Below are 26,038 nucleotides of genomic sequence, written 5' to 3'. Positions count from 1 at the left end.
CCGCTCCGGTTCTGCAACGGCGGCCGATCGCGCACACGCGCGGTCGGCCGCCGTCGTCATGAGCGCGGTCGCGGGGCCGTCGGCGGCGTTCGGGCCGGCGTGCTCGACGGCTCGTCGATGAGCCGCAGAGTGTGCTCGACGACCTCGCGAGGCCCGTCGTGCGCCGCGAGCGACTCGGCGATCCGACGCGCGTTCGCGCGATAGCCGGGATCGGCATTCACCCGCCGCCACGCCCTGAGCACCGCCCGGGCACGCGGACGGCCCGTGCGGAGGTTCACCCCGGCTCCGGCCCATGCGACGCGCGCGGCGATCTCGGGCTTGTCGAGGTCGCCGCCGGCCACGATGAGCGGGATGCCGTGCCCGAGCGCGGCGAGGACGCCGCCCCAGCCGCCGTTGGTGAGCATGACGTCGAGCCGGGGGAGCAGCACCGCGTAGGGGACGAGTCCCGCGACCCGCGCGTTCGACGGCGCGGGGAACGGCAGTCCGGGGGCGTCGGCCCGGCCGGTCGCGGCGACGAGCAGCACGCGCTGCCGGCCGAAGGCGGCGAAGGCGGGCTCGATCAGGTCGTGCGGGTCGACGTTCAGGGTGCCCTGCGTGACGTGCACGATCGGCAGCGCCGACGACTCGACGTCGGGCCACCACACCGGCAGCGGGGTGTCGTCGGGGCGTGGTCTCGTGAGTTCGCCGACGAAGACCACCTGGGTCGCGAGGTCGGAGCGGGGGTACTCGAGTTCGGCCACCCCCGAGGCGCACACGAGGTCGGGCGACATGAACGCCTGCTCGAGCTTCAGTCCGTCGGGCGGGAGGCCGGCGATCGTGCGCTGCTCGGCGTACGCGCGGCTGATGCCCCGCGACGCGACCCCCGACAACGAGCGCAGCGCGCGGTCGCGAAGCCGCCCTGCGAAGTTGCGGGCCGGTCGGAGGCCGAAGATCGGCGGTGGGAGGTCGCGGCTCGGGATCGTGAGCGGCACGATGCTCACCGTCACCCATAGTGTCGAGGTCAGTTCGGAGGCGAGATGCGCGCCGACGCTCAGGCCGTCGGCGACGATGGCGTCCCACCGCTGCTCGTCGTACGCCCGGGTCAGGTCGACCGCCTGCGCCGCCGCGGTGCGCACGAAGACCTCCTCGACGTTCGCGAGCATCTGGCGCGGGCCCTTGCGGCCGCGGAGGGTGGGGAAGGTGGCCGGCAGGTCGTGCTCGTCGAAGTCGGGCGCGGCGTTCCAGGGGATGACACGCGCCCCGAGACCCTCGAACCGGGAGGCGTGGGCGGCGCCCGTGTAGACGCGCACCCCGTGCCCGGCGGCGAGGAAAGCCTCGGCGACCGCCGCCATGGGTGCGACGTGGCCGTGGAACGGCATGACCGCGATCATCACCTCTGCCATGGCGCCATTGCACCACGGCGGACGGTCGCGGCGCGCCCCGCGCTCGGGGGGTACGGCGGGCACAACCCTGAGACGCGATTCGGGGCGGGCCACGAACCCGTTTCAGCGGTCGCCATGGCGACCCGGGGCGCCCGCACCGGTGTGATGGACGTGCTGCCGCATCCGGCTGCCACATCCCCCTTCATCGCACGCACCGAAAGGATCCACCATGTCCAGCACCACTCTCGGCACCGGACGCGTCTCGACGGCTTCGGGACTCGATTCCGTGCTCGAACGGGCCAACGACGCCCAGGCCGTCGTCCAGCGCTTCTTCGCCCGCGTCGGCGTCCCGGCGCTGCGCGTCTCGCTCGGCCTCGTCTTCGTCGTCTTCGGCGCGCTGAAGTTCCTCCCGGGCGCGAGCCCCGTCGAGGATCTCGTCATGCGCACCTGGAACGCCCTCTCGTTCGGCATCGTCGACGGCTACGCCGCGATGGCGCTCACCGCCTCGCTCGAGGTCTTCGTCGGCCTGACCTTCATCACCGGGTTCCTCCTCCGCATCGGCCTGCTCGCCCTCGCCGGCACCTTCGTCGGCATCTTCTCGCCGCTCGTGTTCTTCGCCGGCGAACTCTTCACGGGCGCCGGCCCGACGCTCACCGCGCAGTACATCCTCAAGGACGTCGTGCTCGTCGCAGCCGCCGTGGTCGTCGCGGCCAAGGCGCTCACGCGCCCGATCGGCCGTCGCTGAACGATCCGGATGCCACGGGGTCGACGTCTCGCGACGTCGGCCCCGTGGCATCCGCCCGTCTTGAGTGGGATCGGGTAAGACACCGTCAGGTTGACACGACGTTGCGAGGCCGCCCGGTGACAGACAGCAGCTGGGAATGTTGATCCGGCGGTCGTTTGAGTCCGGTGCCTACCACAGGTCGAGTGCGTCGTCGTCGGGGTCTCTCCTGATTTCCGCACCACCGTCCCGTTCATAGGCTGGCCGCGCCCATCGAGGCACGCGGACGGGCCGCTTCGACCTTCCAAGTGTCATCAGGTGGGGACCCTACAGAAAGGCACCTTGAATGACGAGAGCAATGAAAGACCAGGGAGCACTCTCGCGTTGGCGGATTCTCCGCCGCCGCCTCGCGATCGTGATCGGTGCGATCGCGATCGCCGCATCTGCAACCCTCACGGCGGCCCCTGCGTCAGCGTCGACGACCTGGGCGGGCGTGTCTGGTTTCTACGACACAAGCCACTGGGGCGATCAGTTCGGCGGTAGCCGTAACCATCAGGGGATCGACATTGTGGTTCCCGGCTATTCGAACACTCCCGTGCCCGCGTTGCGGGGCGGCACCATCGTCGCAGCAGGAACGAGCAGCTGCCTCGGCAACTACGTGATTGTCAAGGTCGGGACGAGCGACTTCGACGGGTACTCGCATCTTGTGAACACGCGGACGTCCGGGAGTGTGCGGCAGGGCGACTCGATCGGTGAGACTGCGCGTTCGGGGCAGGTCACCGGATCGTGTTGGAGTGGCTCGCACCTGCACCTCACGAACTCTTCGACCGCGACGGGCTTCAACACAGGCAACGTTCGTGATCCCGCGCCGATCATCCGTGCAGTCCTCTCAGGAGCGGGTTCGGGCTCGGGCTCGGGCTCGACGCCGGTGAATGTCTCAGACTTCAGTGGTGATGGTGCGGCGGATGTGCTCGGAGTGAACGCGGCTGGAGAGCTTTACTACTATCCGAACAACGGGCAGACGCTGTCGATGCCGGTGCGTCTCGGCCAGGGATGGGCCTCCTTCCCACACGTGATGGCTGCGGACTTCAGTGGCGACGGGGCGGCTGATGTGCTGGGAGTCAACTCGGCCGGTGACCTGTACTACTACCCGCACAACGGGTCTGCACTCTCAGCGCCCGTGAAGATCGGGAACGGCTGGGGCAGTTTCAAACATGTGATGGCAGCAGATTTCAGCGGTGATGGTGCGGCTGATGTGCTCGGAGTCGATGCGGCCGGTGACCTGTACTACTACCCGAACAACGGTCAGACGCTCTCTACGCCGGTCAAGATCGGCTTTGGCTGGGGCAGCTTCAAGCACGTGATGGCAGCGGACTTCAGCGGTGATGGTGCCGCCGATGTGCTCGGTGTCGATGCGGCGGGCGATCTGTACTACTACCCGCACAACGGGTCGGGCCTCTCCACTCGAGTGAAGATTGGTAACGGCTGGGGAAGCTTCAAGCAGGTGATCGCCTCCGACTTCAGCGGCGACGGTGCAGCCGACGTGCTCGGAGTGGACGCGGCGGGCGATCTGTACTATTACCCGCACAACGGGTCGGGTCTCTCGGCGCCGGTGAAGATCGGTAACGGTTGGGGGAGCTTCTTGCACGTGATGTGACCAAGAGTGGAGAACTCTGAAATCGGCGGCCACGGGGTCGACGTCTCGCGACGTCGGCCCCGTGGCATCCGTGCGCGCTGATAGCATGGGGGAGTTGGCAACCTTTAAAGCCGTCCTGTGAGACGGAGAAGGGAGTCGGTCCATGGCACGTGCTGTGCTCAGTCAGGCTGACATCCAGCGGGCGTTGACCCGCATCTCGCACGAGATCCTCGAATCCAATCGCGGTTCCAACGATCTCGTCCTCCTCGGCATCCCGACCCGTGGCGTGATCCTCGCCCGTCGCATCGCCGAGACGATCGCCCGCATCGAACCCGATGCGCCGCCCGTGCTCGCGGGGGCGCTCGACGTCACGATGTACCGCGACGACCTCTCGCACACGCGGCTGCGCACGCCCTCGCCGACCGAGCTGCCGCCGGGCGGCATCGACGGCAAGACCGTCGTGCTCGTCGACGACGTGCTCTACTCGGGGCGCACGATCCGCGCCGCATTCGACGCCCTCGCCGACCTCGGCCGGGCCCGCGCGGTGCGGCTCGCCGTGCTCGTCGACCGGGGCCACCGCGAGTTCCCGATCCGCGCCGACTTCGTCGGCAAGAACCTGCCGAGCTCGACGCGGGAGCGCATCAACGTGCACCTCGTCGAGATCGACGGCGACGGCGACGACGCCGTCTCCATCGAGGACGTCGCGACCGCGGGAGGCGCAGAGTGAAGCACCTGCTCGGCACCCGCGAACTCGCGCGCGACGAGGCGATCGCACTCCTCGACATCGCCGAGGACATGGCCGCGGTGCAGGAGCGCGAGGTCAAGAAGCTCCCGACGCTCCGCGGCAAGACCGTCGTCAACCTCTTCTTCGAGGACTCCACCCGCACGCGCATCTCGTTCGAGGCCGCCGCGAAGCGACTCTCGGCCGACGTCATCAACTTCAGCGCGAAGGGCTCGAGCGTCTCGAAGGGCGAGAGCCTGAAGGACACCGCGCAGACGCTGCAGGCGATGGGCGCCGACGGCGTCGTGATCCGCCACCACGCCTCCGGTGCGCCGCAGACGCTCGCGACGAGCGGATGGATCGACGCCGGCGTCGTCAACGCCGGCGACGGCACCCACGAGCACCCCACTCAGGCACTGCTCGACGCCTTCACCATCCGCCGGCGGCTGCACGGGTCATCCTCCCGGGGCCGCGGTCTCGACGGCATCCGCGTGGTCATCGTCGGCGACATCCTCCACTCCCGCGTCGCCCGCTCGAACGTGTGGCTGCTCACGACCCTCGGCGCCGAGGTCGAGCTCGTCGCGCCGCCGACCCTCGTGCCCGTCGCGACGGGCGCCTGGCCCGCGAAGGTCGGCTACGACCTGGACGCGGCACTCGCCGGCGGCCCCGAGGTCGTCATGATGCTCCGCATCCAGGCCGAGCGGATGCACGCCGCGTTCTTCCCGAACAGCCGCGAATACGCGCGCACCTGGGGCCTCGACGACGCACGGTTCGCCCAGCTGCCCGCCACTACGATGGTCATGCACCCCGGGCCCATGAACCGCGGGCTCGAGATCTCGGCCCGCGCGGCGGATTCATCCCAGTCCACGGTGCGAGAACAGGTCGCGAACGGAGTATCAGTGAGAATGGCCGCCCTCTACATGCTGATGTCGGGCGAACGGGGTGAGGCCTGATGTCCACGCGTCACCTCATCACCGGAGCGACCCTCCCGAGCGGCGAACGCGCCGACCTCCTCATCGACGGCGGGCGCATCGTCGAGCTCGGCTCGATCTCGAGCGCCGCGGGCGCGACCGTGCACGACGCCGACGGGCTCATCGCGCTGCCCGGCCTCGTCGACCTGCACACCCACCTCCGCGAGCCCGGCTACGAGCAGAGCGAGACGGTGCTGACGGGCACCCAGGCCGCCGCAGCGGGCGGCTTCACGGCCGTCTTCGCGATGGCGAACACGTTCCCGGTCGCCGACACCGCCGGCGTCGTCGAGCAGGAGGCGAGCCTCGGCCGCACCGCAGGCTACGCCACCGTGCAGCCGATCGGCGCCGTCACCGTCGGCCTCAAGGGCTCCGAGCTCGCCGAACTCGGCGCGATGGCCCGCTCGCGGGCGAACGTGCGCGTGTTCAGCGACGACGGCTTCTGCGTCTCCGACCCGCTGCTCATGCGGCGGGCGCTCGAGTACGTGAAGGCCTTCGACGGCGTGATCGCGCAGCACGCGCAGGAGCCGCGCCTCACCGAGGGTGCCCAGATGAACGAGGGTGCGCTCTCCGGCGAGCTCGGTCTGGCCGGATGGCCGGCGGTCGCCGAGGAATCGATCATCGCGCGCGACGTGCTGCTCGCGGAGCACGTCGGCAGCCGACTGCACGTCTGCCACGTCTCCACCGCGGGCTCGGTCGAGGTGATCCGCTGGGCGAAGGCCCGTGGCATCGACGTGACCGCCGAGGTCACCCCGCACCACCTGCTGCTCACCGAAGACCTCATCCGCGGCTACGACCCGCGCTTCAAGGTGAACCCGCCGCTGCGCCGCACCGAAGACACCCTCGCGCTGCGCGAGGCCCTCGCCGACGGCACCATCGACATCGTCGCCACCGACCACGCACCGCACCCGGTCGAGGCGAAGGAGAGCGAGTGGGACGCCGCGGCGAACGGCATGGTCGGGCTCGAGTCGGCGTTGTCGGTCGTGCACGCCTCGGTCGTCGCGTCGGGGCAGCTCGGCTGGGGCGATGTCGCACGCGTGCTCTCGCAGACGCCCGCGAGGATCGGCCGCCTGCGCGGCCAGGGCGAGGCGATCGCGGTCGGCTCGGCCGCCGAGATCACGCTGTACGACCCGAACGCCTCCGGGGTGTTCGACCTCGACCGGCTCGCCGGCCGCAGCACGAACTCGCCCTACCTCGGTCGCACGCTGCCGGGCCGGGTCGTCGCGACGTTCCACCAGGGCTACGCGACCCTCCTCGACGGCCGGGTCCGTCCCGCCGAGGAGATCGCGGAGCTCGCGGCCGCCGTCGACGGGGGTGCGCATGGATAAGTGGATCGGCGCGCTCGTCGCGATCCTGGTCCTCGCGGTCATCGCGTGGCTCATGGTGCGCTCGTGGCGCAGGCGCGCGCAGCGGGACTCGGTGCTCTCGGCCTACCCCGTGCCCGCCTCCCGCGGTGCGACCACCTTCGAGGCCGAGATCCTCTACGTCGCCACGACGCCCGTCGACGAACCGCTCGAACGCCTCGCCGTGCAGGGCCTCGCCTTCCGCGGCGCCGGCCGCGTCGAGGTGATGCCCGAGGGCGTCGCCCTCCGCATCGCGGGCGAGCCGGTGAGCTTCATCCCCGCCGACCGCCTGACGGGTGCGGCCACTGCGAGCTACGCCATCGACCGCGGCGTCGAGCCCGAAGGGCTCATCGCGATCAGCTGGATCGCCGCGACCAGCGAAACGACCGAGGCCGGACCGCCCCGCGTCGACAGCTACCTCCGCGCCCGGTACCCGGGCGACCAGGCCCGAATCCTCCGGGCCATCGACGACATCGCCGCGGCGCCCGCCGCACCGCGGCCGGAACAACACGAGAGCGAGGCCTCGGATGACTGAGACCCACACCCGCACGTCGGCCCCCGCCGTGCTCGTCCTGGAGGACGGGAAGCGCTACGAAGGGCGCGCCTACGGCGCCCTCGGCCGCACCGTCGGCGAGGCGGTCTTCGCGACCGGCATGACCGGCTACCAGGAGACCCTCACCGACCCGTCCTACGCGGGCCAGATCGTCATGATGACGGCGCCGCACATCGGCAACACCGGCATGAACGACGCCGACGAGGAGTCGAACCGCATCTGGGTCGCCGGCTTCATCGTGCGCGACCCCTCCCGCGTCGTCTCGAACTTCCGCGCACAGCGCAGCCTCGACGACGACCTCGTCGCCTCGGGGGTCGTCGGCATCTCGGGCATCGACACCCGCGCGCTGACCCGCCACCTGCGCTCGGCGGGCTCCATGCGCGCCGGCATCTTCTCGGGTGACGACGCGGCCCTCAGCGCCGGCGAGCAGCTCGCCGTCGTGCAGTCGGGTGCCGAGATGGCCGGGCAGAACCTCTCGGGCGCGGTCTCGACCGTCGAGCCCTACTCGCTGCCCGCACAGGGCGAGCGGGTCGGCTCGGTCGCCGTGCTCGACCTCGGCGTCAAGACGTCGACGTTGAACTACCTCGCCGAGCGCGGCTTCGACGTGCACGTGCTGCCGCAGACGACGACTGCCGACGAGGTGCTCGCGCTGCACCCCGACGCGCTGTTCTTCTCGAACGGACCGGGCGACCCCGCGGCATCCGACCGTCACGTCGAGATCCTCCGCTCCGCGCTCCGCGCGGGCGTCCCGTACTTCGGCATCTGCTTCGGCAACCAGCTGCTCGGCCGCGCGCTCGGCTTCGGCACTTACAAGCTGCCGTTCGGTCACCGCGGCATCAACCAGCCCGTCCTCGACCGGGCCACCGGCCGCGTCGAGATCACCGCGCACAACCACGGCTTCGCCGTCGACGCGCCGATCGACCGCGTGAGCGACTCCACCGAGGGCTTCGGCCGCGTCGAGGTGAGCCACGTCGGCCTCAACGACAACGTCGTGGAGGGGCTCAACTGCCTCGACATCCCCGCGTTCAGCGTGCAGTACCACCCCGAGTCGGCGGCCGGCCCGCACGACGCGAACTACCTCTTCGACCGGTTCCGCGACATGGTCATCGCGGCGAAGTCCAACGAAACCAGCCAGGAGGCAGGCAACTAATGCCCAAGCGCGACGACATCAACTCCGTCCTCGTCATCGGCTCCGGGCCGATCGTCATCGGCCAGGCGGCCGAGTTCGACTACTCGGGCACGCAGGCCTGCCGCGTGCTCCGCGCCGAGGGCGTCCGAGTCATCCTCGTGAACCCGAACCCGGCCACGATCATGACCGACCCCGACTTCGCCGACGCGACGTACATCGAGCCGATCACGCCCGAGATCATCGAGAAGATCATCATCAAGGAGCGCCCCGACGCGGTGCTCCCGACGCTCGGCGGCCAGACCGCCCTCAACGCGGCCATCGCGCTCGAAGAGGCCGGCATCCTCGAGAAGCACGGCGTCGAGCTCATCGGCGCGAAGGTCGAGGCGATCCGCAAGGGCGAAGACCGCCAGCTCTTCAAGGACCTCGTCGTCGAGTGCGGCGCCGACGTCGCCCGCTCGCACGTCGCGAAGACGCTCGACGAGGCGAAGGAGTTCGCCCTCGACCTCGGCTACCCGCTCGTGGTGCGCCCCTCGTTCACGATGGGCGGCCTCGGCTCGGGCTTCGCCTACACCGAGGAAGACCTCGTCCGCATCGTCACCCAGGGCCTGCACGACTCGCCCACCACCGAGGTGCTCCTCGAGGAGTCGATCCTCGGCTGGAAGGAGTACGAGCTCGAGCTCATGCGCGACACGCACGACAACACCGTCGTCGTGTGCTCCATCGAGAACGTCGACCCCGTCGGCGTGCACACGGGCGACTCGATCACCGTCGCGCCGGCGCTCACCCTCACCGACCGCGAGTACCAGAAGCTCCGCGACATCGGCATCGACATCATCCGCGCGGTCGGCGTCGACACCGGCGGCTGCAACATCCAGTTCGCGATCGACCCGGCCGACGGCCGCATCATCGTCATCGAGATGAACCCGCGCGTCTCGCGCTCCTCGGCGCTGGCATCGAAGGCGACCGGCTTCCCGATCGCGAAGATCGCCGCGAAGCTCGCCATCGGCTACCGCCTCGACGAGATCCCGAACGACATCACCCGGGTGACGCCCGCGAGCTTCGAGCCGACGCTCGACTACGTCGTCGTCAAGGTGCCTCGCTTCGCGTTCGAGAAGTTCCCGGCGGCCGACCCGACGCTCACGACCACCATGAAGTCGGTCGGCGAGGCGATGGCGATCGGCCGCAACTACGCGACCGCGCTGCAGAAGGCGCTCCGTTCGCTCGAGAAGCGCGGCTCGTCGTTCCACTGGGGCGAAGAGGCGCGCACCGTCGAGGAACTGCTCGAGCAGTCGAAGGTACCGACCGACGGTCGGATCGTGCTCGTGCAGCAGGCGCTCCGCAAGGGCGCGACGATCGAGCAGGCCTTCGAGGCGACGAAGATCGACCCGTGGTTCCTCGACCAGATCGTGCTCATCAACGAGGTCGCCGCGCACGTCGCCGCGGCCGAGGCGCTCGACCACGACACGCTGCTCCTCGCGAAGGACCACGGCTTCTCCGATGCGCAGGTCGCCGAGCTCCGCGGCTTCGGCAGCGAGGCCGACGCGCGCGAGGTGCGTCACATCCTCGGCATCCGCCCGGTGTACAAGACCGTCGACACCTGCGCGGGGGAGTTCCCGGCGCTCACGCCGTACCACTACTCGAGCTACGACCAGGAGACCGAGGTCGCCCCGAGCGACCGCCGCAAGGTGATCATCCTCGGCTCCGGCCCGAACCGCATCGGTCAGGGCGTCGAGTTCGACTACTCGTGCGTGCACGCCTCGTTCGCCCTGGCCGACGCCGGGTTCGAGACGATCATGATCAACTGCAACCCCGAGACGGTCTCGACCGACTACGACACGAGCGACCGGCTCTACTTCGAGCCGCTCACGCTCGAGGACGTGCTCGAGGTCATCCACGCCGAGTCCCAGTCGGGCGAGCTCGTCGGCGTCGTCGTGCAGCTCGGCGGCCAGACCGCGCTCGGGCTCGCGAAGGGCCTCGAGGCCGCGGGCGTGCCGATCCTCGGCACCACTCCCGAGGCGATCGACCTCGCCGAGGAGCGCGGCCTGTTCGCCGGCATCCTCGACAACGCCGGCCTCCTCGCCCCCCGCAACGGCACCGCGACCGAGCTGGCCGGCGCCGTGCACGTCGCCGAGGGCATCGGCTATCCGGTGCTCGTGCGCCCGAGCTACGTGCTCGGCGGCCGCGGCATGGAGATCATCTACGACACCGCCTCGCTCGCCGACTACTTCGCGCGCATCGAGGGTCAGGGCATCGTCGGCCCGAGCCACCCGCTGCTCGTCGACCGGTTCCTCGACGACGCGATCGAGATCGACGTCGACGCCCTCTACGACGGCACCGACCTCTACATCGGCGGCGTCATGGAGCACATCGAAGAGGCCGGCGTGCACTCGGGCGACTCGAGCTGCACCCTCCCGCCCGTGACCCTCGGCCGCGCCGAGGTCGACCGGGTGCGCGAGGCGACCCGTGCCATCGCCGAGGGCATCGGCGTCCGCGGTCTGCTCAACGTGCAGTTCGCGATCGGCGCGGGCGTGCTCTACGTCCTCGAGGCGAACCCGCGCGCGAGCCGCACGGTTCCGTTCGTGTCGAAGGCGCTCGGCATCCCGCTCGCGAAGGCGGCCAGCCGCATCATGGTCGGCGCGACCGTCGCCGAGCTCGTCGCCGAGGGCATGCTGCCCGCCACCGACGGCTCGCGCGTGCCGCTCGACGCCCCGGTCGCGGTCAAGGAGGCCGTGCTGCCGTTCCACCGCTTCCGCACCCGCGAGGGCATCATGGTCGATTCGGTGCTCGGCCCCGAGATGCGCTCGACCGGCGAGGTCATGGGCATCGACCGCGACTTCCCGCGCGCGTTCGCGAAGAGCCAGCTCGCCGCGTACGGCGGCATGCCCGACTCGGGCACCGTCTTTGTCTCGGTCTCCGACCGCGACAAGCGCGCGATCATCCTGCCGGTGCTGCGTCTGCAGCAGCTCGGCTACGAGATCACGGCGACCGAGGGCACCGCAGAGGTGCTGCGCCGCAACGGCATCGGCGCCCGCGAGGTGGGCAAGTTCAGCGAGAAGCAGAGCGAGGACGCCGTCTCGGTGGTCGAGCTCATCAACCGCGGCGAGGTCGACATCGTGGTGAACACCCCGAGCGGTCGTTCGGCGCGCGCCGACGGCTACGAGATCCGCGCAGCGGCGGTCGCCGCCGACATCCCGCTGTTCACGACCATCGCCGAACTGTCGGCCGCCGTCGCGTCGCTCGACGTGAACGGCGACGGCTTCGAGGTCACGAGCCTGCAGGACTACCGGCTGAAGCGGGAGGCCTCGGCGTGAGTGTCGAACCGCTGCCGTTCGGCGAACGGCTCGAAGCCGTCTTCGCCGCGTACGGTCGCCTCTGCGTCGGCATCGACCCGCACGCATCCCTGCTCGCCTCGTGGGGCTTCGACGACTCGGCCGCCGGCGTGCGGGAGTTCGGCCTGCGCACGGTCGACGCGGCTGCCGGCCGCGCCGGCATCGTGAAGCCGCAGGTCGCGTTCTTCGAGCGGCACGGCGCGGCGGGCTACGCCGCGCTCGAGCGGGTGCTCGCCGAGGCCCGCGACGCGGGGCTCCTCGTGATCGCCGACGCGAAGCGCGGCGACATCGGGTCGAGCGTCGACGCCTACGGCGAGGCGTGGCTGCGGCCGGGCTCCACGCTCGAAGCCGACGCGATGACGATCAGCGCCTATCAGGGCCTCGGCTCGATCGAGCAGGTCATGGTCGCCGCCGAGCGCGCGGGCAAGGGCCTCTTCGTGCTCGCGGCGACCTCGAACCCCGAGGCCGCCGCCGTGCAGCGCGCCGTGCTGCAGCAGTCGAGCCGTGAGGGTTCGACGGTCGCCGGTGCGATCACCGCGGGCGTCGTCGCCTGGAACCAGGGGCGAGCGGATGCCACGGAGCGGTCGATGGGCTCCATCGGCGTCGTCATCGGGGCCACCGTCGACCTGCGTGCGGCCGGCCTCGACCGTGACGGCGAACCGCCCCGACCGGGGCTGCCGGTGCTCGCGCCGGGCTTCGGCCACCAGGGCGGCGAGCTCCGCGAGCTGCGCTCGATCTACGGCGCGTACAGCGCGGGCGTCATCGTGAGCGAGTCGCGTTCGCTGCTCGCGGCGGGCCCCGACGGGCTCGCCGACGCCGTGGCCCGTCGTGCGGACGAAGTGGGGAGCGTCGATGTCTGACGCCCGTCCTGCTGCATCCACCCCACCCGAGGTCGACCGCGTCGCCGCATCGCGCGCCGCCGTCGCCGCCCGCCGTGCGCGCGCGAGCGTGAAGGCCGAGGTCGCCTCGGGTCGCCGCAGCCCGCTCGACGTGCTGCGCGTCGCCTTCGAGGAGCCCGACGGCGTCGAGGGGCGCCTGCGCGTCACCGAGTTCCTCACCTCGATCCCCGCGATCGGCTCGACGAAGTCGGCCCGCATCATGCAGGAGCTCGAGATCTCGACGTCGAAGCGACTCGGCGGGCTCGGCCGGCTCCAGCGCCGACGCCTGCGCGAGTTCATCGCCGAGTGGGTCGCCGCGCACGGCGGCACCGGCGACCGGCTCGTCGTGCTCGCCGGCCCGACCGCGGTCGGCAAGGGCACCGTGGCCGGGTACATCCGGCAGCACCACCCCGAGGTGAAGCTCTCGGTGTCGGCGACGACCCGCGCGCCGCGCCCCGGCGAGGTCGAGGGGGAGAGCTACTTCTTCGTCGACGACACCGAGTTCGACCGCATGGTCGAGGCGGGCGAACTGCTCGAGTGGGCGACCGTGCACAACGCGTACCGCTACGGCACGCCGCGCGGCCCGGTGGAGGCGGCGATCGCCGCCGGCCAGAGCGTCCTGCTCGAGATCGACATCCAGGGCGCCCGCTCGGTGCGCCGCGCGATGCCCGATGCGACCCTCGTGTTCCTGCTGCCGCCGACGTGGGACGAACTCGTGCGTCGACTCGTCGGTCGCGGCACCGAGACGGCGGCGGAACAACAGCGCCGTCTCGAGACGGCGAAGGTCGAACTGGCCGCCGTCGACGAGTTCGACCACCAGGTCGTGAACCACGAAGTCGGCGAGGCCGCGCAGAAGGTCGTAGACTTGATGAGACCGCGCAAGGGGCGTCGCTGAGCCGTCGCGGCTCGGATCCCCTCGCCACGAGCTTTCGCGCGCTGGGCGCGCACCCACGAAACAAGGAGTCATTCCATGGCTGAGAAGCTTTCCGGCATCATCGACCCGCCCATCGACGACCTGCTCTCGAAGGTCGACTCGAAGTACCAGCTGGTCATCTTCGCCTCGAAGCGCGCCCGCCAGATCAACGACTACTACGCCGACCTGCACGAGGGCAGCCTGTTCGACAACGTCGGCCCGCTCGTCGACTCGTCGATCGACGACAAGCCGCTCTCGGTCGCCATGCACGAGATCAACGAGGACAAGCTCCGGCTCCGCCCCCTGGGCGAGTGACGTCGGGGGCCGCGTGACCCTCAACATCGTCGTCGGCATCACCGGCGGCATCGCGGCGTACAAGGCCGTCGGCGTCGTGCGGGCGCTCGTGCTCGCCGGCCATGACGTGCACGTGCTCCCCACCGAGGGCGCGCTGCGGTTCGTCGGCAAGCCGACCCTGGAGGCGATCTCGCGCAACCCGGTGCACACCGAGTTGTACGAGGGCGTCGCCGAGGTTCGGCACGTCGCGATCGGACAGGCCGCCGATCTCATCGTCATCGCTCCGGCGACCGCGAACACGATCGCGAAGATGGCGGTCGGCCTCGCCGACGACCTGCTCGGCAACAGCCTGCTCGCGAGCGAGGCGCCCGTCGTCATCGCCCCGGCGATGCACACCGAGATGTGGCGGCACCCGGCGACCCAGGCCAACATCGCGACGCTCGAGGCCCGCGGCGTCACCGTCGTCGGCCCCGCCGTCGGCCAGCTGACGGGCACCGACAGCGGCCCCGGCCGCATGGAGGAGCCAGAGGTCATCGTCGCCGCGGCACTCGCGGTCGCGGCATCCCGCAGTGCGGCGCAGCCCGGCGACCTCGCCGGTCGCCGCGTCGTCGTCACCGCCGGCGGCACCCGCGAGCCGCTCGATCCCGTGCGGTTCCTCGGCAACCGTTCGAGCGGCAAGCAGGGCGTCGCGATCGCCGAGGCCGCCCGCGCCCGCGGCGCCGAGGTCGTCCTCATCGCCGCGAACCTCGAGGTCGCCGACCCGAACGGCTGCGAGATGCGCCCCGTGTCGAGCGCCATCGAACTGCAGGCGGCCGTCACCGAGGCGGCGCGCGGCGCCGACGCGGTGATCATGGCCGCGGCCGTCGCCGACTACCGTCCGGCGAACGTCAGCGAGCAGAAGATCAAGAAGGACGCCTCGAACGACGGCCTGACGATCGAGCTCGTCCGCAACCCCGACATCCTCGCCGGCCTCGGGCACGCCCCGCACGACGGCACCCTCCTCGTCGGCTTCGCGGCCGAGACCGAACCCGACGACGAGCGTCTGCTCGAACTCGGCCGCGCGAAGCGACGTGCGAAGGGCGCCGACGTGCTCGTCGTCAATCGCGTCGGCTGGACGGAGGGCTTCGCGAGCGACGACAACTCGGTCGTCATCCTCGGCTCCGACGACGAGATCGTCACACGACTTCACGGAACGAAACTGTCGGTGGCCGGTGCCATCCTCGATGTGGTTGCCTCGAAGTTCGCGCACACCACCGACGACCGCACCACGAAAGCAGCAGACCCCGCATGAGCGCCCTCCGCCTGTTCACCTCCGAGTCCGTGACCGAAGGCCACCCCGACAAGATCTGCGACCAGATCTCCGACTCGATCCTCGATGCGCTGCTCGCAGAAGACCCGTACAGCCGGGTCGCCGTCGAGACCCTCGTCACCACGGGCCTCGTGCACGTGGCCGGCGAGGTCACGACCTCGGGCTACGTCGAGATCCCGGCGATCGTGCGCGAGCGAGTCACCTCGATCGGCTACGACTCCTCCGACGTCTGGTTCGACGGTCGCTCGTGCGGCGTGTCGGTGTCGATCGGCGGGCAGTCGCCCGACATCGCCCAGGGCGTCGATCACGCCTTCGAGGCGCGCGAGCGCGCGAGCGACGACGCGCTCGACCGGCAGGGCGCCGGCGATCAGGGCATCATGTTCGGCTACGCCACGCGCGAGACCCCCGAGCTCATGCCGGTGCCGATCTGGCTCGCGCACCGTCTCGCCGAGCGTCTCGCCCATGTGCGGAAGGCCGGCGAGCTCGACTACCTGCGCCCCGACGGCAAGACCCAGGTCACGGTCGGGTACGACGGACCGACGCCGAAGACGATCGAGACGATCGTGCTCTCGACGCAGCACTCGCCCGCCGTCTCGAACGAGCAGCTGCGCGCCGAAGTCGAAGAGCTCGTCATCCGCCCCGTGCTCGACCAGGTCGAACTCGCGCGCCCCGAGCTCGCCGTGCTCATCAACCCGACCGGCCGCTTCGAGATCGGCGGCCCCCAGGGCGACGCCGGGCTCACCGGTCGCAAGATCATCATCGACACCTACGGCGGCGCGAGCCGCCACGGCGGCGGCGCCTTCAGCGGCAAGGACCCCTCGAAGGTCGACCGTTCGGCGGCGTACGCCATGCGCTGGGTCGCGAAGAACGCGGTCGCCGCGGGCCTCGCCGACCGGCTCGAGCTGCAGGTCGCGTACGCGATCGGCAAGGCGGCCCCGGTCGGCCTCTACGTCGAGACCTTCGGCACCGGGCTGCTGCCCGACGAGCAGATCATCGGTGCGATCCGCGAGGTGTTCGACCTGCGCCCCGCGGCGATCATCCGCGACCTCGACCTGCTCCGCCCGATCTACGCCCAGACCGCGAGCTACGGCCACTTCGGTCGCGAGCTGCCCGACTTCACGTGGGAGCGCCTCGACCGCGTCGACGACCTCCGTACCGCCGCCGGGCTCTGAGGTGACGGGCGGCCCGGTCGCCAGAGTGCTCGTCGATTCGCCGCTGCCGCAGCTCGACCAGCTCTTCGACTACCGCGTGCCCGAACGGCTCGCCGACGAGGCGAAGCCGGGCGTCCGCGTGCGCGTGCCGCTGCGCTCGGGCGGGCGGATCGCCGACGGCTGGCTCGTCGAGCTGGCCGATTCGAGCGAGTTCGAGGGCCGCTTGGCCGAGCTCGACCTCGTCGTCTCCGAGGTGCCGCTGCTCTCCGCCGAGGTGTGGGCGCTTGCGCGGGCGGTCGCCGATCGCGCGGCCGGAAACGCGAGCGATGTCCTGCGGCTCGCGATCCCGAGCCGGTACGTGCGCGTCGAGCGCGCGTGGCGGGCCGCCGAGCCCGACCCGGGCGAGCTGCCCGGTGCGACGGCGGTCACGGGCTTCGCCGAGGGCGTCGTCGAAGCGGGCATCGCCCGCGGCGAGCGGATGGCCCTCGCCGCCGATCCGCGACCGGTGAAGCTGCCGTCGGGGGAGTGGGTGGGCGCCTGGGCGGTGACGCTCGCCGAGGCCGCCGCGGCGACCCTCGCGAGCGATCGTTCGAGCCTCCTCGTCGTGCCCGACTACCGCGACCAGGAGCAGCTGCAGGCGGCGCTCGCGGCGCTCGTCGATCCGCGGCGGGTGCTGCGCACCGATGCCCGGCAGACGGGCGGGGCCCGGTTCCGGGCGTTCCTCGACGCCTCGGGCGAGGCCGCGCGCGTGATCATCGGCAACCGATCGACGGTGTACGCCCCGGCGCCCAGGCTCGGTCTCATCGCCCTCTGGGACGACGGCGACGCGCTCATGAACGAGCCGCTGAGCCCGGGCGTGCACCCCCGCGACGTCGCGCTGATCCGTCAGGAGCAGTCGGGCGCGGCCCTCGTCTTCCTCGGGCACACGCGCAGCGTGGAGGTCGAGCGGCTCGTCGAGATCGGGTGGGTCGTGCCGGTCGCCGCGCACCGGCACGTGCGGCCCCGGGTCATCCCGACCGAGCAGCAGGCGTCACCCGAGCCCGGTTCGGCGCGCATACCGTCGGCCGCATGGCGTCAGGCGCAGGAGGCGCTGGCACACGGCCCGGTGCTCGTGCAGGTCGCGCGACCGGGGCACACGCCGATGCTCGTGTGCGACCGCTGCCGCGAGCCGGCGCGCTGCACGGCGTGCAGCGGTGCCCTCGCGGTGCCACGAACGGGCGGGCTGCCCCGGTGCACGCTCTGCGGCACGAGCGCCGCGACCTGGCAGTGCCCGGTGTGCGAGTCGACGAAGCTGCGCGCGGCGACCATCGGTGCCAGCCGCACCGCCGACGAGCTCGGGCGGGCGTTCCCGCGCGCTCGCGTCATCCTCTCCGACGGCGAGAAGACGGTGCTGCGGGTCGGTGCCGAGCCGGCGCTGGTCGTCGCGACGCGCGGCGCCGAACCGGTCGCCGAGGGCGGGTACCGCGCGATCCTCCTCCTCGACGGCGAGCGGATGCTGCTGCGCGAGTCGCTACGCGTCGCCGAGGACTGCCTCCGGTGGTGGTCGAACGCGGTCGCACTTGCCACGCCCGGTGCGCCGGTGTTCCTCGTGGGTGTGGCGGGCGCGCTCGCGCAGGCGCTCGCGGGGTGGCGGCAGCTCGAGTGGGCGGGCACCGAGCTCGCCGCCCGTCGTGCGCTGCGGTTTCCGCCCGCGGTGCGGGTGGCGAGCGTCACGGCGGCGCACGCGAGCCTCGAGCGGGCGATCACGGCGGCGACGGAGGCCGCGCCGGGGGTCGATGTGCTGGGGCCGACGCCGGTCGACGACGAGCTCGAGCGGGCGATCGTGCGTTTCGACTACTCGGCCGGGGCTGCGGTGGCACGGGCGCTCCGCGCCGAGATGATCCGGGTGGCGACCGAGCGGCGGCGGCCGGTCGCGGGCCGACGCCCGCAGCGCCCGAGAGTGCTGCGCGTGCGTTTCGACGACCCCGAGGTGCCGTAGGCCGAACAGCACCGGCGATCGGGGTTCGACCGGCTGCGCGGTATCCGGAACAATGGTGAGGTGACCCCATTGCGCCTCGTCTTCGCCGGAACCCCTGCCGCCGCCGTTCCGAGCCTCGAACGGCTCGTCGCGAGCGGGCACGAGGTGGTCGGGGTCGTCACCCGGCCCGATGCGCCGCTCGGGCGCAAGCGCGTGCTGACCCCATCGCCGGTCGGGTCGGCCGCCGAGGCGCACGGGCTGCCGATCGTGAAGGCGGCGCGGCTCGACGAGGAGGCGACCGCGGCGATCGCGGCGTTCGACGCCGATCTCGGGGTGATCGTCGCGTACGGCGGGCTCGTGCGCGAACCGCTGCTCTCGACCCCGCGGCTCGGCTGGATCAACCTGCACTTCTCGGTGCTGCCCGACTGGCGCGGCGCCGCGCCGGTGCAGCACGCGATCATCGCGGGCGACGCCGAGCTCGGGGCATCCGTCTTCCAGCTCGTGCCCGCACTCGACGCGGGCGACGTGTTCGCGGTGCGCAGCCGGCCGAACGACGAGGGACTCACGGCTGGGGCCGCGCTCGAGATGCTCGCCGAGTTCGGCGCCGATCTCCTCGCGGAGGTCGTCGACGGGCTCGGTGCGGGCACCGCGTCGGCGGTGCCGCAGCTGGGCGAGCCGACGCTCGCGCCGAAGCTCTCGATCGACGACGGGCGACTCGACTGGAGCCGAGGCGCTCGCGAGGTGCTCGCCCGCTATCGCGGCGTCACGCCCGAGCCCGGTGCGTGGACCACGATCGGCGGCGAGCGGCTCAAGGTGCTCGAGGCGCGCGAGGCGCGCGAGGCCGGTGGCGACGGCGACGACGGGGCCGCCGCGCCGCTCGCCCCGGGCGAGCTCCGCGTCGAGCGACGCCGGGTGCTCGTCGGCACGGCGGACGCCCCGATCGAACTCGTGCGCGTGCAGCCCGCGGGCAAGGGGGCGATGGCCGCCGCCGACTGGGGTCGCGGCCTGGCCACCGAGCTCCGCACGCTCGCGTAGCCGCCCGCACGCGGCCCGCGCCGCGTACAGTTGACGGGTGCAGCAGCAACGCCCCGCAAGACGCCCCGATCGAGACCGCGGCCCGCAGCGACCCCGCCAGGTGCGCGTGTCGCCAGCCCGTATCGTCGCCTACGAAGTGCTCGAGGCGGTGCGCGCCGACGAGGCGTACGCGAACCTCCTGCTGCCCAAGCGCATCGAGCGGTCGAAGCTCAGCGAGGCCGACGCGGCGCTCGCGACCGAGCTCACCTACGGCACCCTGCGCATGCAGGGCTTCTACGACGCGGTGATCGAGCTCGCCGCGGGGCGGCCGGCCGATCGCATCGACCCGCCGGTGCTCGACATCCTGCGGCTCGGCGCGCACCAGCTGCTCGCGACGCGGGTGCCGACGCACGCGGCCGTGAACGAGCAGGTCGTGCTTGCGAAGCGCCTCGCACCCCAGGCGAGCGGTTTCGTCAACGGCGTGCTCCGCACGGTGTCGCGGTCGAGCCTCGAGTCGTGGCGCGACGAGATCGCCGCCCGTGAGACGAGCGAGGACGCCCGCATCTCGGTGCTCGCCTCGCATCCCGAGTGGGTCGTGCGGGCGTTGCGCCAGGCCCTCGTGAAAGAGGGGCGCGGCGAAGAGCTCGAAGCGCTGCTCGACGCCGACAACCTCGCTCCGCGCGTGAACCTCGCGGTGCTGCCCGGCCTCGGCGACGAGACGCCAGAGGAGCTCGGCGAGCCGAACCGCTTCTCTCCGATCGGCGTGGGCGCGAAGCATCCGCTCGCCCTCGTCGCGGCCCACGAGGGTCGGGTGCGCGTGCAGGACGAGGGCTCGCAGCTCGCCGCCCTCGCGCTGACCCGTGCGCGCGAGGTCGCGCCGGGGGAGCGCTGGCTCGACCTCTGCGCCGGACCCGGTGGCAAGACGGCGGTGCTCGCCGCCGAGGCGCTCGCGAGCGACGCGGTGCTCGTCGCGAACGAGCTCGTCCCGGCTCGTGCCGAGCTCGTTCGCCGGGCGATCGCGGGCGTCCCGCTCGAGGTGCGCGTCGCCGTCGGCGACGGCCGGGAGACGGATGCCTCGGAGCTGGGCTCCGACGGCGGCTTCGACCGGATCCTGCTCGACGCGCCCTGCACGGGGCTCGGCGCACTGCGTCGCCGCCCCGAGGCGCGCTGGCGCAAGCAGCCCGGCGACGTGCCCGAGCTCACGCAGCTGCAGGGAGAGCTCTTCGACCAGGCGGTGCGGCTCCTCGCGCCCGGCGGCGTGCTCGCCTACGTGACGTGCTCGCCGCACACGGCCGAGACGCACGGTACGCTCGCCGCGGGACTCCGCCGCTGGCAGGGCGAGCTCGAGCAGCTCGACACCCGAGCGGTCGTGCAGTCGTTCGTGCGCGAACCGCTCGACCTCGCGGGCGCCCCCGAGACGGTGCAGCTGTGGCCGCACCGGCACGGCACGGACGCGATGTTCATCGCACTCGTGCGCCGCACGGGCTGAGCGCGGGGGCGGCGGCGGCACGCGGCATCCGCACTCGATCGCCTTCGAACGCTCGGTAGGCTTCGAACCATGACGACGCGCATCAACCCGAGCATCCTCGCCGCCGATTTCGCGAACATCGAGCACGAGCTCGCGCGCATCGCGACGGCCGATCTCGTGCACGTCGACGTGATGGACAACCACTTCGTGCCGAACCTCACCTTCGGACCGCAGATGGTCGAGCGCATCCAGCAGACGAGCCCGATCCCGCTCGACGTGCACCTCATGATCGACGACCCCGATCGGTGGGCGCCTGGCTACGCGGAGCTCGGTGCGGCGAGTGTGACGTTTCATGTCGAGGCCGCGGCCGACCCGGTGCGGCTCGCGCGTCGCCTCCGCGAGATCGGGGCACGGGCGGGCATCGCGTTGAAGCCGGGCACCGATGTCGAGCCGTTCCTCGACGTCCTGCACGAGTTCGACCAGGTCCTCGTGATGACGGTCGAGCCGGGGTTCGGCGGTCAGTCGTTCATGCCCGAGACCATGCCGAAGCTGCGGCGCGTCGCCGATGCGGTGCGTGCGGCCGGGCTCGACGTGTGGCTGCAGGTCGACGGCGGCGTCACGGTCGACACGATCGGGATCGCGGCCGAGGCCGGTGCCGACACCTTCGTGGCCGGGTCGGCCGTCTTCCGCGGCGTGCCCGAGGAGCAGATCGCGGCGCTCCGCGCGGCCGCGGCGACGCACGCGCACTGAGGGCCGTCGCGCACCGGTAGTCTGGAGCGGTGAAGACCTTCGACGAACTCTTCGTCGAGCTGAGCGACAAGGCCCGCACCCGCCCCGAGGGTTCCGGCACCGTGCGCGAGCTCGACGCCGGCGTGCACGCCATCGGCAAGAAGATCGTCGAGGAGGCGGCCGAGGTGTGGATGGCCGCCGAGTACCAGAGCGACGCCGAGACCGCTGAGGAGATCTCGCAGTTGCTCTACCACCTGCAGGTGCTCATGCTCGCGAAGGGGCTCTCGCCGGCCGACGTGTACCGACATCTCTGATCGCGCCCCGGCCCGTCAGACCGTCGACACGAAAGTACCGAAAATGCTCAGAATCGCCGTGCCCAACAAGGGTTCGCTGTCCGAGACCGCCGCGCAGATGCTGTGGGAGGCCGGGTACACCGGCCGCCGCGATCCGCGCGAACTGCACACCGCCGACCCGCGCAACGGGGTCGAGTTCTTCTACCTCCGCCCCCGCGACATCGCGACGTACGTCGGCTCCGGCGCGCTCGATGTCGGCATCACGGGTCGCGATCTGCTGCTCGATTCCGGGTCGGATGCCACGGAGATCGCCCCGCTCGGATTCGGCGACTCGACCTTCCGCTTCGCCGGGCCGGCCGAGTCGTTCGGCGAGCTCGCCGACCTCGAGGGGGTCCGCGTCGCCACCAGCTACCCGGGGCTCGTGGGCGCGTTCCTCGAACGCCAGGGCGTGACCCCGGCGAAGCTCGTGAAGCTCGACGGCGCGGTCGAGTCGGCCGTGCGCCTCGGCGTCGCCGACGCGGTCGCCGACGTCGTGTCGACCGGTGCGACGCTCCGCGCGGCGGGGCTCGACATCTTCGGCCCCGTCATCCTCGAGTCCGAGGCCGTGCTCATCGGCTCGGGCGTCGAGAAGCCCGGCGCCTCCACGCTGCTGCGACGTCTGCAGGGCGTGCTCGTGGCCCGCCAGTACGTGCTGCTCGACTACGACGTGCCGGTCGAGTTCCTCGAGCGTGCGACCGCCGCGGCCCCCGGTTTCGAGTCGCCGACCGTGTCGCCGCTGCACGACCCCGAGTGGGTGGCCGTCCGGGTCATGATCCCGCGAGCCGAGATGAACCACGTGATGGACGAGCTCTACGCGCTCGGCGCACGGGCGATCCTCGTGTCCGCCATCCACGCCGCCCGTCTGTGAGGGGCCGCGCATGAGTCTCGCCGTCCGGGTCATCCCGTGTCTCGACGTGGCCGCCGGCCGGGTCGTGAAGGGCGTCAACTTCCAGAACCTGCGCGACGCGGGCGACCCCGTCGAGCTCGCCGCGCGCTACGCGGTGCAGGGCGCCGACGAGCTCACCTTCCTCGACGTGACGGCGACGGTCGACGACCGTTCGACGACGTACGAGATGGTGCAGCGGGTCGCCGAACAGGTGTTCATCCCGCTCACGGTCGGCGGCGGTGTCCGGTCGACCGACGACGTCGCGCGTCTGCTCGGCCACGGCGCCGACAAGATCGGCGTGAACAGTGCGGCGATCGCGCGGCCCGAGCTCATCGCCGAGATCGCCGACCGCTTCGGCGCGCAGGTGTGCGTCCTCTCGCTCGACGTGAAGCGCTCGGAGCGCACGCCGTCGGGCTTCGTGGTGACGACCCACGGCGGTCGCACCGAGACCGAGCTCGACGCCCTCGAGTGGGCGCGTCGGGCGATCGAGCTCGGTGCGGGCGAACTGCTCGTCAACTCGATCGACGCCGACGGCACGAAGGCGGGGTTCGACCTCGAACTCACGGGTCTCATGCACGAGCTCTCGACGGTGCCCGTGATCGCCTCCGGCGGTGCGGGCCGGGTGGCCGACTTCGCACCGGCGATCGCGGCGGGCGCCGACGCGGTGCTCGCGGCGAGCGTGTTCCACAACGGCGAGGTGACGATCGGCGAGGTCAAGGCGGCCCTGGCCGCCGACGGGAGGGTCGTGCGATGAGCGGATCGTCGAACGTGCCGGAGTCGACGGCCGAGCAGGCGCTCGAGCGCGCCGTCTTCAACGAGCAGGGCCTCCTGCCCGCGGTGATCCAGCAGTGGGACACCGGCGAGATGCTCATGCTCGGCTGGATGGACCGCGAGGCGCTGCGCCGCACGCTCACCGAGGGGCGGGTCACCTTCTGGTCGCGTTCGCGGCAGGAGTACTGGCGCAAGGGCGACACCTCGGGGCACGCGCAGTACGTGCGCGAAGCGGCGCTCGACTGCGACGCCGATACGCTGCTCGTGAAGGTCGAGCAGATCGGCGCGGCCTGCCACACCGGTACCCGCACCTGCTTCGACGGCGACCCGATCGAGGTCGTCACCGGGCGCCCGCCGACCGACTGACGCGACGAGGAGACACGATGACCGCCGCCACGACGAGCTTCGACGAGTTCAGCGCCCTGCTCGAGGGCCGACGCGTCGTGCCCGTCGTGCGCGAGCTCTTCGCCGACGGCGAGACGCCCGTCGGCATCTACCGCAAGCTCGCACAGGGCCGCCCCGGCACCTTCCTCCTCGAGTCGGCCGAGCAGGGCGGCATCTGGTCGCGCTACTCCTTCGTCGGCGTCTCCTCGTACGGGGTCCTCACCGAGCACGACGACCGGGTGGTCTGGCAGGACTACGGGCTGCCGGCCGAGCGGGCGCTCGGCGAGGCATCCGCCCTGCCGCCGCTCGCGGCGCTCGAAGCGCTCTTCGAACGCTGGCAGACGGAGGACGTCCCGGGGGCGCCGCCGCTCACCGGCGGCCTCGTCGGCTTCATCGGCTGGGAGGCCGTGCGGCAGATCGAGCACCTCCCGAACCGGCCGCCGGCGGAGTCGACGGTTCCCGGGCAGGCGTTCTCGTTCGTCGCCGAACTCGTCGTCATCGACCACCGCACGGGCACCGTGCAGCTCATCGCCTCGGCGTTGAACGACACCGATGCGACCGCCGACGAGCTCTGGGGCGAGGCACAGGCGCGGCTCGACGCGATGCAGGCGGCGCTCGCCGCGCCCGCCGAGGCGTGGCTCGCCGAGATCGACCTGGGCCGTGCCGCAGCGCCCACGCACCGCACGGAGGAGGCCGACTTCCTCGCGGCGGTCGATCGTTCGAAAGAGTTCATCCGCGACGGCGACGTGTTCCAGGTCGTCATCTCGCAGCGCTTCGAGCACGAGGCCACGGCGCCCGCGATCGACGTCTACCGGGTCCTCCGCAGCCTGAACCCGAGCCCGTACATGTACTTCGTGCATCTCGAGAACGCGGGCGGCGAGCCGTACTGGATCGTCGGCTCCTCGCCGGAGGCGCTCGTCAAGGTGCAGCACGGCCGCGTCTTCACGCACCCCATCGCCGGGTCGAAGCCGCGCGGCGCGACCCCCGAGGAGGACGCGGACTTCGAGTCCGCGCTCGTCGCCGACCCGAAGGAGCAGGCCGAGCACCTCATGCTCGTGGACCTCGCGCGCAACGACCTCGCGAAGGTGTGCGCGGCCGGCACGGTCGAGGTGACCGAGTTCATGCGGGTCGAGCGCTTCAGCCACATCATGCACCTCGTCTCGTCGGTCGAGGGCGACCTCGTGCCCGGGACGAACGCGATCGAGGTGTTCCGGGCGACGTTCCCGGCCGGCACCCTCTCGGGCGCGCCGAAACCGCGCGCCCTCGAGATCATCGACGAGCTCGAGCCCGCGCAGCGCGGGGTCTACGGGGGAGTGGTGGGCTACTTCGGCTTCGGCGGCGACGCCGACCTCGCGATCGCGATCCGCACGGCGACGATCTCGGGCGGCATCGCCCGCGTGCAGGCGGGTGCCGGCCTCGTCGCCGACTCCGACCCGCTGAGCGAGTTCGAGGAGTCGCGGAACAAGGCCGCCGCACCGCTGCGCGCGGTCGCGGTCGCGAACGCGATGCGCAGGCTCGGCTCGTGAGCGCCGCGCGCATGAAGCTGCCGGTGATCGTCGTGACGATCCTCGGCGCCGGGCTCGGGCTGCTCGCGTGGAGCCAGACGTGGTTCGACCTCGTCCTCGCGGCGGGCGCAGGCGCGCACGTCACCGCCGAGGTGATCGCGGTGCCCGGCAGCGTCGCCTCGCCGGCGATCGCCGCGCTCTCGCTCGCGGGGCTCGCGCTCGCGGCGGCGCTCTCGCTCGCGGGCCCAGGCATCCGGTTGGTGCTCGGCGTGCTCGAGGTGCTCCTCGGCGGATGCCTCGTGCTCGCTGCCGCGCTCTCGCTCGGCGACCCGGTGGGCTCGGTGTCGCCAGCGGTGACCGAAGCCACCGGAGTCGCCGGCCAAGCGCCCACCGCCGAACTCGTCGGCGCCGCCGCCGCGACGATCTGGCCGATCGTGGCGATCGTCGGCGGCGTCCTCGTCGTCGTCGCCGGTGTGCTCGTCCTCGTCACCGGAACCCGCTGGCCCGCTTCGACCCGCCGGTACCGCAGCGGCCTCGAGCCCGTCGACGGCGACACCGCGCCGACGGGCGGCGCCTCACCCGCAGCCGAGCGCGCGGCATCCGACCGCGCGATCGACGACTGGGACGAACTCAGCCGCGGCGACGACCCGACCGATGACACGAACGACCCCGAACCGAACCGCTAG

The 26,038-nt window shown here is 71.7% G+C and carries 24 protein-coding genes; 23 read left to right on the top strand and 1 reads right to left on the bottom strand.

Translation table 11 applies throughout. The features are described 5' to 3' along the window. Positions 1–56: 56 nt before the first annotated feature. On the bottom strand, positions 57–1,382 hold the full coding sequence (locus ACFVTX_RS00275; protein ID WP_386897054.1) for a nucleotide disphospho-sugar-binding domain-containing protein: 1,326 nt from the start codon (positions 1,380–1,382) through the stop codon (positions 57–59). 208 nt (positions 1,383–1,590) lie between these two features. Between ACFVTX_RS00275 and ACFVTX_RS00270 the strand changes: the two genes are divergently transcribed. The 23 genes from ACFVTX_RS00270 to ACFVTX_RS00160 all read left to right on the top strand — a co-directional run bounded on the left by ACFVTX_RS00270 (position 1,591) and on the right by ACFVTX_RS00160 (position 26,038). After that, on the top strand, positions 1,591–2,106 hold the full coding sequence (locus tag ACFVTX_RS00270; protein ID WP_386897052.1) for a DoxX family membrane protein: 516 nt from the start codon (positions 1,591–1,593) through the stop codon (positions 2,104–2,106). Between the two features lie 322 nt (positions 2,107–2,428). After that, positions 2,429–3,739, top strand: a complete 1,311-nt coding sequence (locus tag ACFVTX_RS00265) for an FG-GAP-like repeat-containing protein (protein WP_386897050.1) — start codon at positions 2,429–2,431, stop codon at positions 3,737–3,739. A gap of 142 nt (positions 3,740–3,881) precedes the next feature. Then, positions 3,882–4,445 (top strand): bifunctional pyr operon transcriptional regulator/uracil phosphoribosyltransferase PyrR, encoded by a 564-nt coding sequence (pyrR, locus tag ACFVTX_RS00260; RefSeq protein WP_386897048.1) that lies wholly within the window; start codon positions 3,882–3,884, stop codon positions 4,443–4,445. Next, on the top strand, positions 4,442–5,392 hold the full coding sequence (locus ACFVTX_RS00255; protein ID WP_386897046.1) for an aspartate carbamoyltransferase catalytic subunit: 951 nt from the start codon (positions 4,442–4,444) through the stop codon (positions 5,390–5,392). Before pyrR ends, ACFVTX_RS00255 begins: the two co-directional genes overlap by 4 nt. Beyond that, positions 5,392–6,735, top strand: a complete 1,344-nt coding sequence (locus ACFVTX_RS00250; RefSeq protein WP_386897044.1) for a dihydroorotase — start codon at positions 5,392–5,394, stop codon at positions 6,733–6,735. The genes ACFVTX_RS00255 and ACFVTX_RS00250 overlap by 1 nt, the downstream gene beginning before the upstream one ends. After that, complete coding sequence (locus ACFVTX_RS00245; RefSeq protein ID WP_386897042.1) at positions 6,728–7,285, top strand: hypothetical protein; 558 nt, start codon at positions 6,728–6,730, stop codon at positions 7,283–7,285. Before ACFVTX_RS00250 ends, ACFVTX_RS00245 begins: the two co-directional genes overlap by 8 nt. Next, positions 7,278–8,453: a glutamine-hydrolyzing carbamoyl-phosphate synthase small subunit gene (gene carA, locus ACFVTX_RS00240; protein ID WP_386897040.1), complete on the top strand. Its 1,176-nt coding sequence runs from the start codon at positions 7,278–7,280 to the stop codon at positions 8,451–8,453. Before ACFVTX_RS00245 ends, carA begins: the two co-directional genes overlap by 8 nt. Beyond that, positions 8,453–11,743 (top strand): carbamoyl-phosphate synthase large subunit, encoded by a 3,291-nt coding sequence (gene carB, locus ACFVTX_RS00235; RefSeq protein ID WP_386897038.1) that lies wholly within the window; start codon positions 8,453–8,455, stop codon positions 11,741–11,743. Before carA ends, carB begins: the two co-directional genes overlap by 1 nt. Further along, entirely contained in the window at positions 11,740–12,621 is an 882-nt protein-coding gene (gene pyrF, locus ACFVTX_RS00230; RefSeq protein ID WP_386897036.1) for an orotidine-5'-phosphate decarboxylase, read from the top strand. Before carB ends, pyrF begins: the two co-directional genes overlap by 4 nt. After that, positions 12,614–13,534, top strand: a complete 921-nt coding sequence (gmk, locus tag ACFVTX_RS00225; protein WP_386897034.1) for a guanylate kinase — start codon at positions 12,614–12,616, stop codon at positions 13,532–13,534. The genes pyrF and gmk overlap by 8 nt, the downstream gene beginning before the upstream one ends. Positions 13,535–13,609: 75 nt before the next feature. Then, positions 13,610–13,867 (top strand): DNA-directed RNA polymerase subunit omega, encoded by a 258-nt coding sequence (rpoZ, locus tag ACFVTX_RS00220; protein ID WP_376945441.1) that lies wholly within the window; start codon positions 13,610–13,612, stop codon positions 13,865–13,867. 13 nt (positions 13,868–13,880) lie between these two features. Continuing rightward, positions 13,881–15,137, top strand: a complete 1,257-nt coding sequence (gene coaBC, locus ACFVTX_RS00215; protein WP_386897032.1) for a bifunctional phosphopantothenoylcysteine decarboxylase/phosphopantothenate--cysteine ligase CoaBC — start codon at positions 13,881–13,883, stop codon at positions 15,135–15,137. Then, positions 15,134–16,327, top strand: coding sequence for a methionine adenosyltransferase (metK, locus tag ACFVTX_RS00210; protein WP_386897030.1), 1,194 nt, complete (start codon positions 15,134–15,136; stop codon positions 16,325–16,327). The genes coaBC and metK overlap by 4 nt, the downstream gene beginning before the upstream one ends. 1 nt (position 16,328) lies before the next feature. Then, a complete protein-coding gene (locus ACFVTX_RS00205; RefSeq protein WP_386897028.1) occupies positions 16,329–18,284 on the top strand; it encodes a primosomal protein N' in 1,956 nt (651 codons plus the stop codon). A 69-nt stretch (positions 18,285–18,353) separates the two neighbouring features. Further along, positions 18,354–19,298 (top strand): methionyl-tRNA formyltransferase, encoded by a 945-nt coding sequence (fmt, locus tag ACFVTX_RS00200; RefSeq protein ID WP_386898716.1) that lies wholly within the window; start codon positions 18,354–18,356, stop codon positions 19,296–19,298. Positions 19,299–19,398: 100 nt separating this feature from the next. Further along, positions 19,399–20,766 carry an RsmB/NOP family class I SAM-dependent RNA methyltransferase gene (locus ACFVTX_RS00195; protein ID WP_386898715.1) on the top strand — a complete coding sequence of 456 codons (1,368 nt, stop codon included), beginning with the start codon at positions 19,399–19,401 and terminating at the stop codon, positions 20,764–20,766. Positions 20,767–20,835: 69 nt separating this feature from the next. Continuing rightward, positions 20,836–21,495: a ribulose-phosphate 3-epimerase gene (rpe, locus tag ACFVTX_RS00190; RefSeq protein WP_386897026.1), complete on the top strand. Its 660-nt coding sequence runs from the start codon at positions 20,836–20,838 to the stop codon at positions 21,493–21,495. Between the two features lie 29 nt (positions 21,496–21,524). Further along, entirely contained in the window at positions 21,525–21,788 is a 264-nt protein-coding gene (locus ACFVTX_RS00185; RefSeq protein WP_157424159.1) for a phosphoribosyl-ATP diphosphatase, read from the top strand. A 43-nt stretch (positions 21,789–21,831) separates the two neighbouring features. Beyond that, complete coding sequence (gene hisG, locus ACFVTX_RS00180) at positions 21,832–22,674, top strand: ATP phosphoribosyltransferase (protein WP_386897023.1); 843 nt, start codon at positions 21,832–21,834, stop codon at positions 22,672–22,674. 10 nt (positions 22,675–22,684) lie between these two features. Next, on the top strand, positions 22,685–23,446 hold the full coding sequence (hisF, locus tag ACFVTX_RS00175) for an imidazole glycerol phosphate synthase subunit HisF (RefSeq protein WP_386897021.1): 762 nt from the start codon (positions 22,685–22,687) through the stop codon (positions 23,444–23,446). After that, entirely contained in the window at positions 23,443–23,829 is a 387-nt protein-coding gene (gene hisI / locus ACFVTX_RS00170) for a phosphoribosyl-AMP cyclohydrolase (protein WP_386897019.1), read from the top strand. The genes hisF and hisI overlap by 4 nt, the downstream gene beginning before the upstream one ends. Before the next feature lie 17 nt (positions 23,830–23,846). Beyond that, positions 23,847–25,373 carry an anthranilate synthase component I gene (locus ACFVTX_RS00165; protein ID WP_386897017.1) on the top strand — a complete coding sequence of 509 codons (1,527 nt, stop codon included), beginning with the start codon at positions 23,847–23,849 and terminating at the stop codon, positions 25,371–25,373. Next, a complete protein-coding gene (locus tag ACFVTX_RS00160; RefSeq protein WP_386897015.1) occupies positions 25,370–26,038 on the top strand; it encodes a Trp biosynthesis-associated membrane protein in 669 nt (222 codons plus the stop codon). The genes ACFVTX_RS00165 and ACFVTX_RS00160 overlap by 4 nt, the downstream gene beginning before the upstream one ends.

This window comes from Agromyces sp. NPDC058136 (assembly GCF_042884375.1).
In the GTDB taxonomy this organism is placed as follows: Bacteria; Actinomycetota; Actinomycetes; order Actinomycetales; family Microbacteriaceae; genus Agromyces.
The sequence above is the reverse complement of the archived record's forward strand: the minus strand, read 5'-3'. Positions and strand labels throughout refer to the sequence as shown.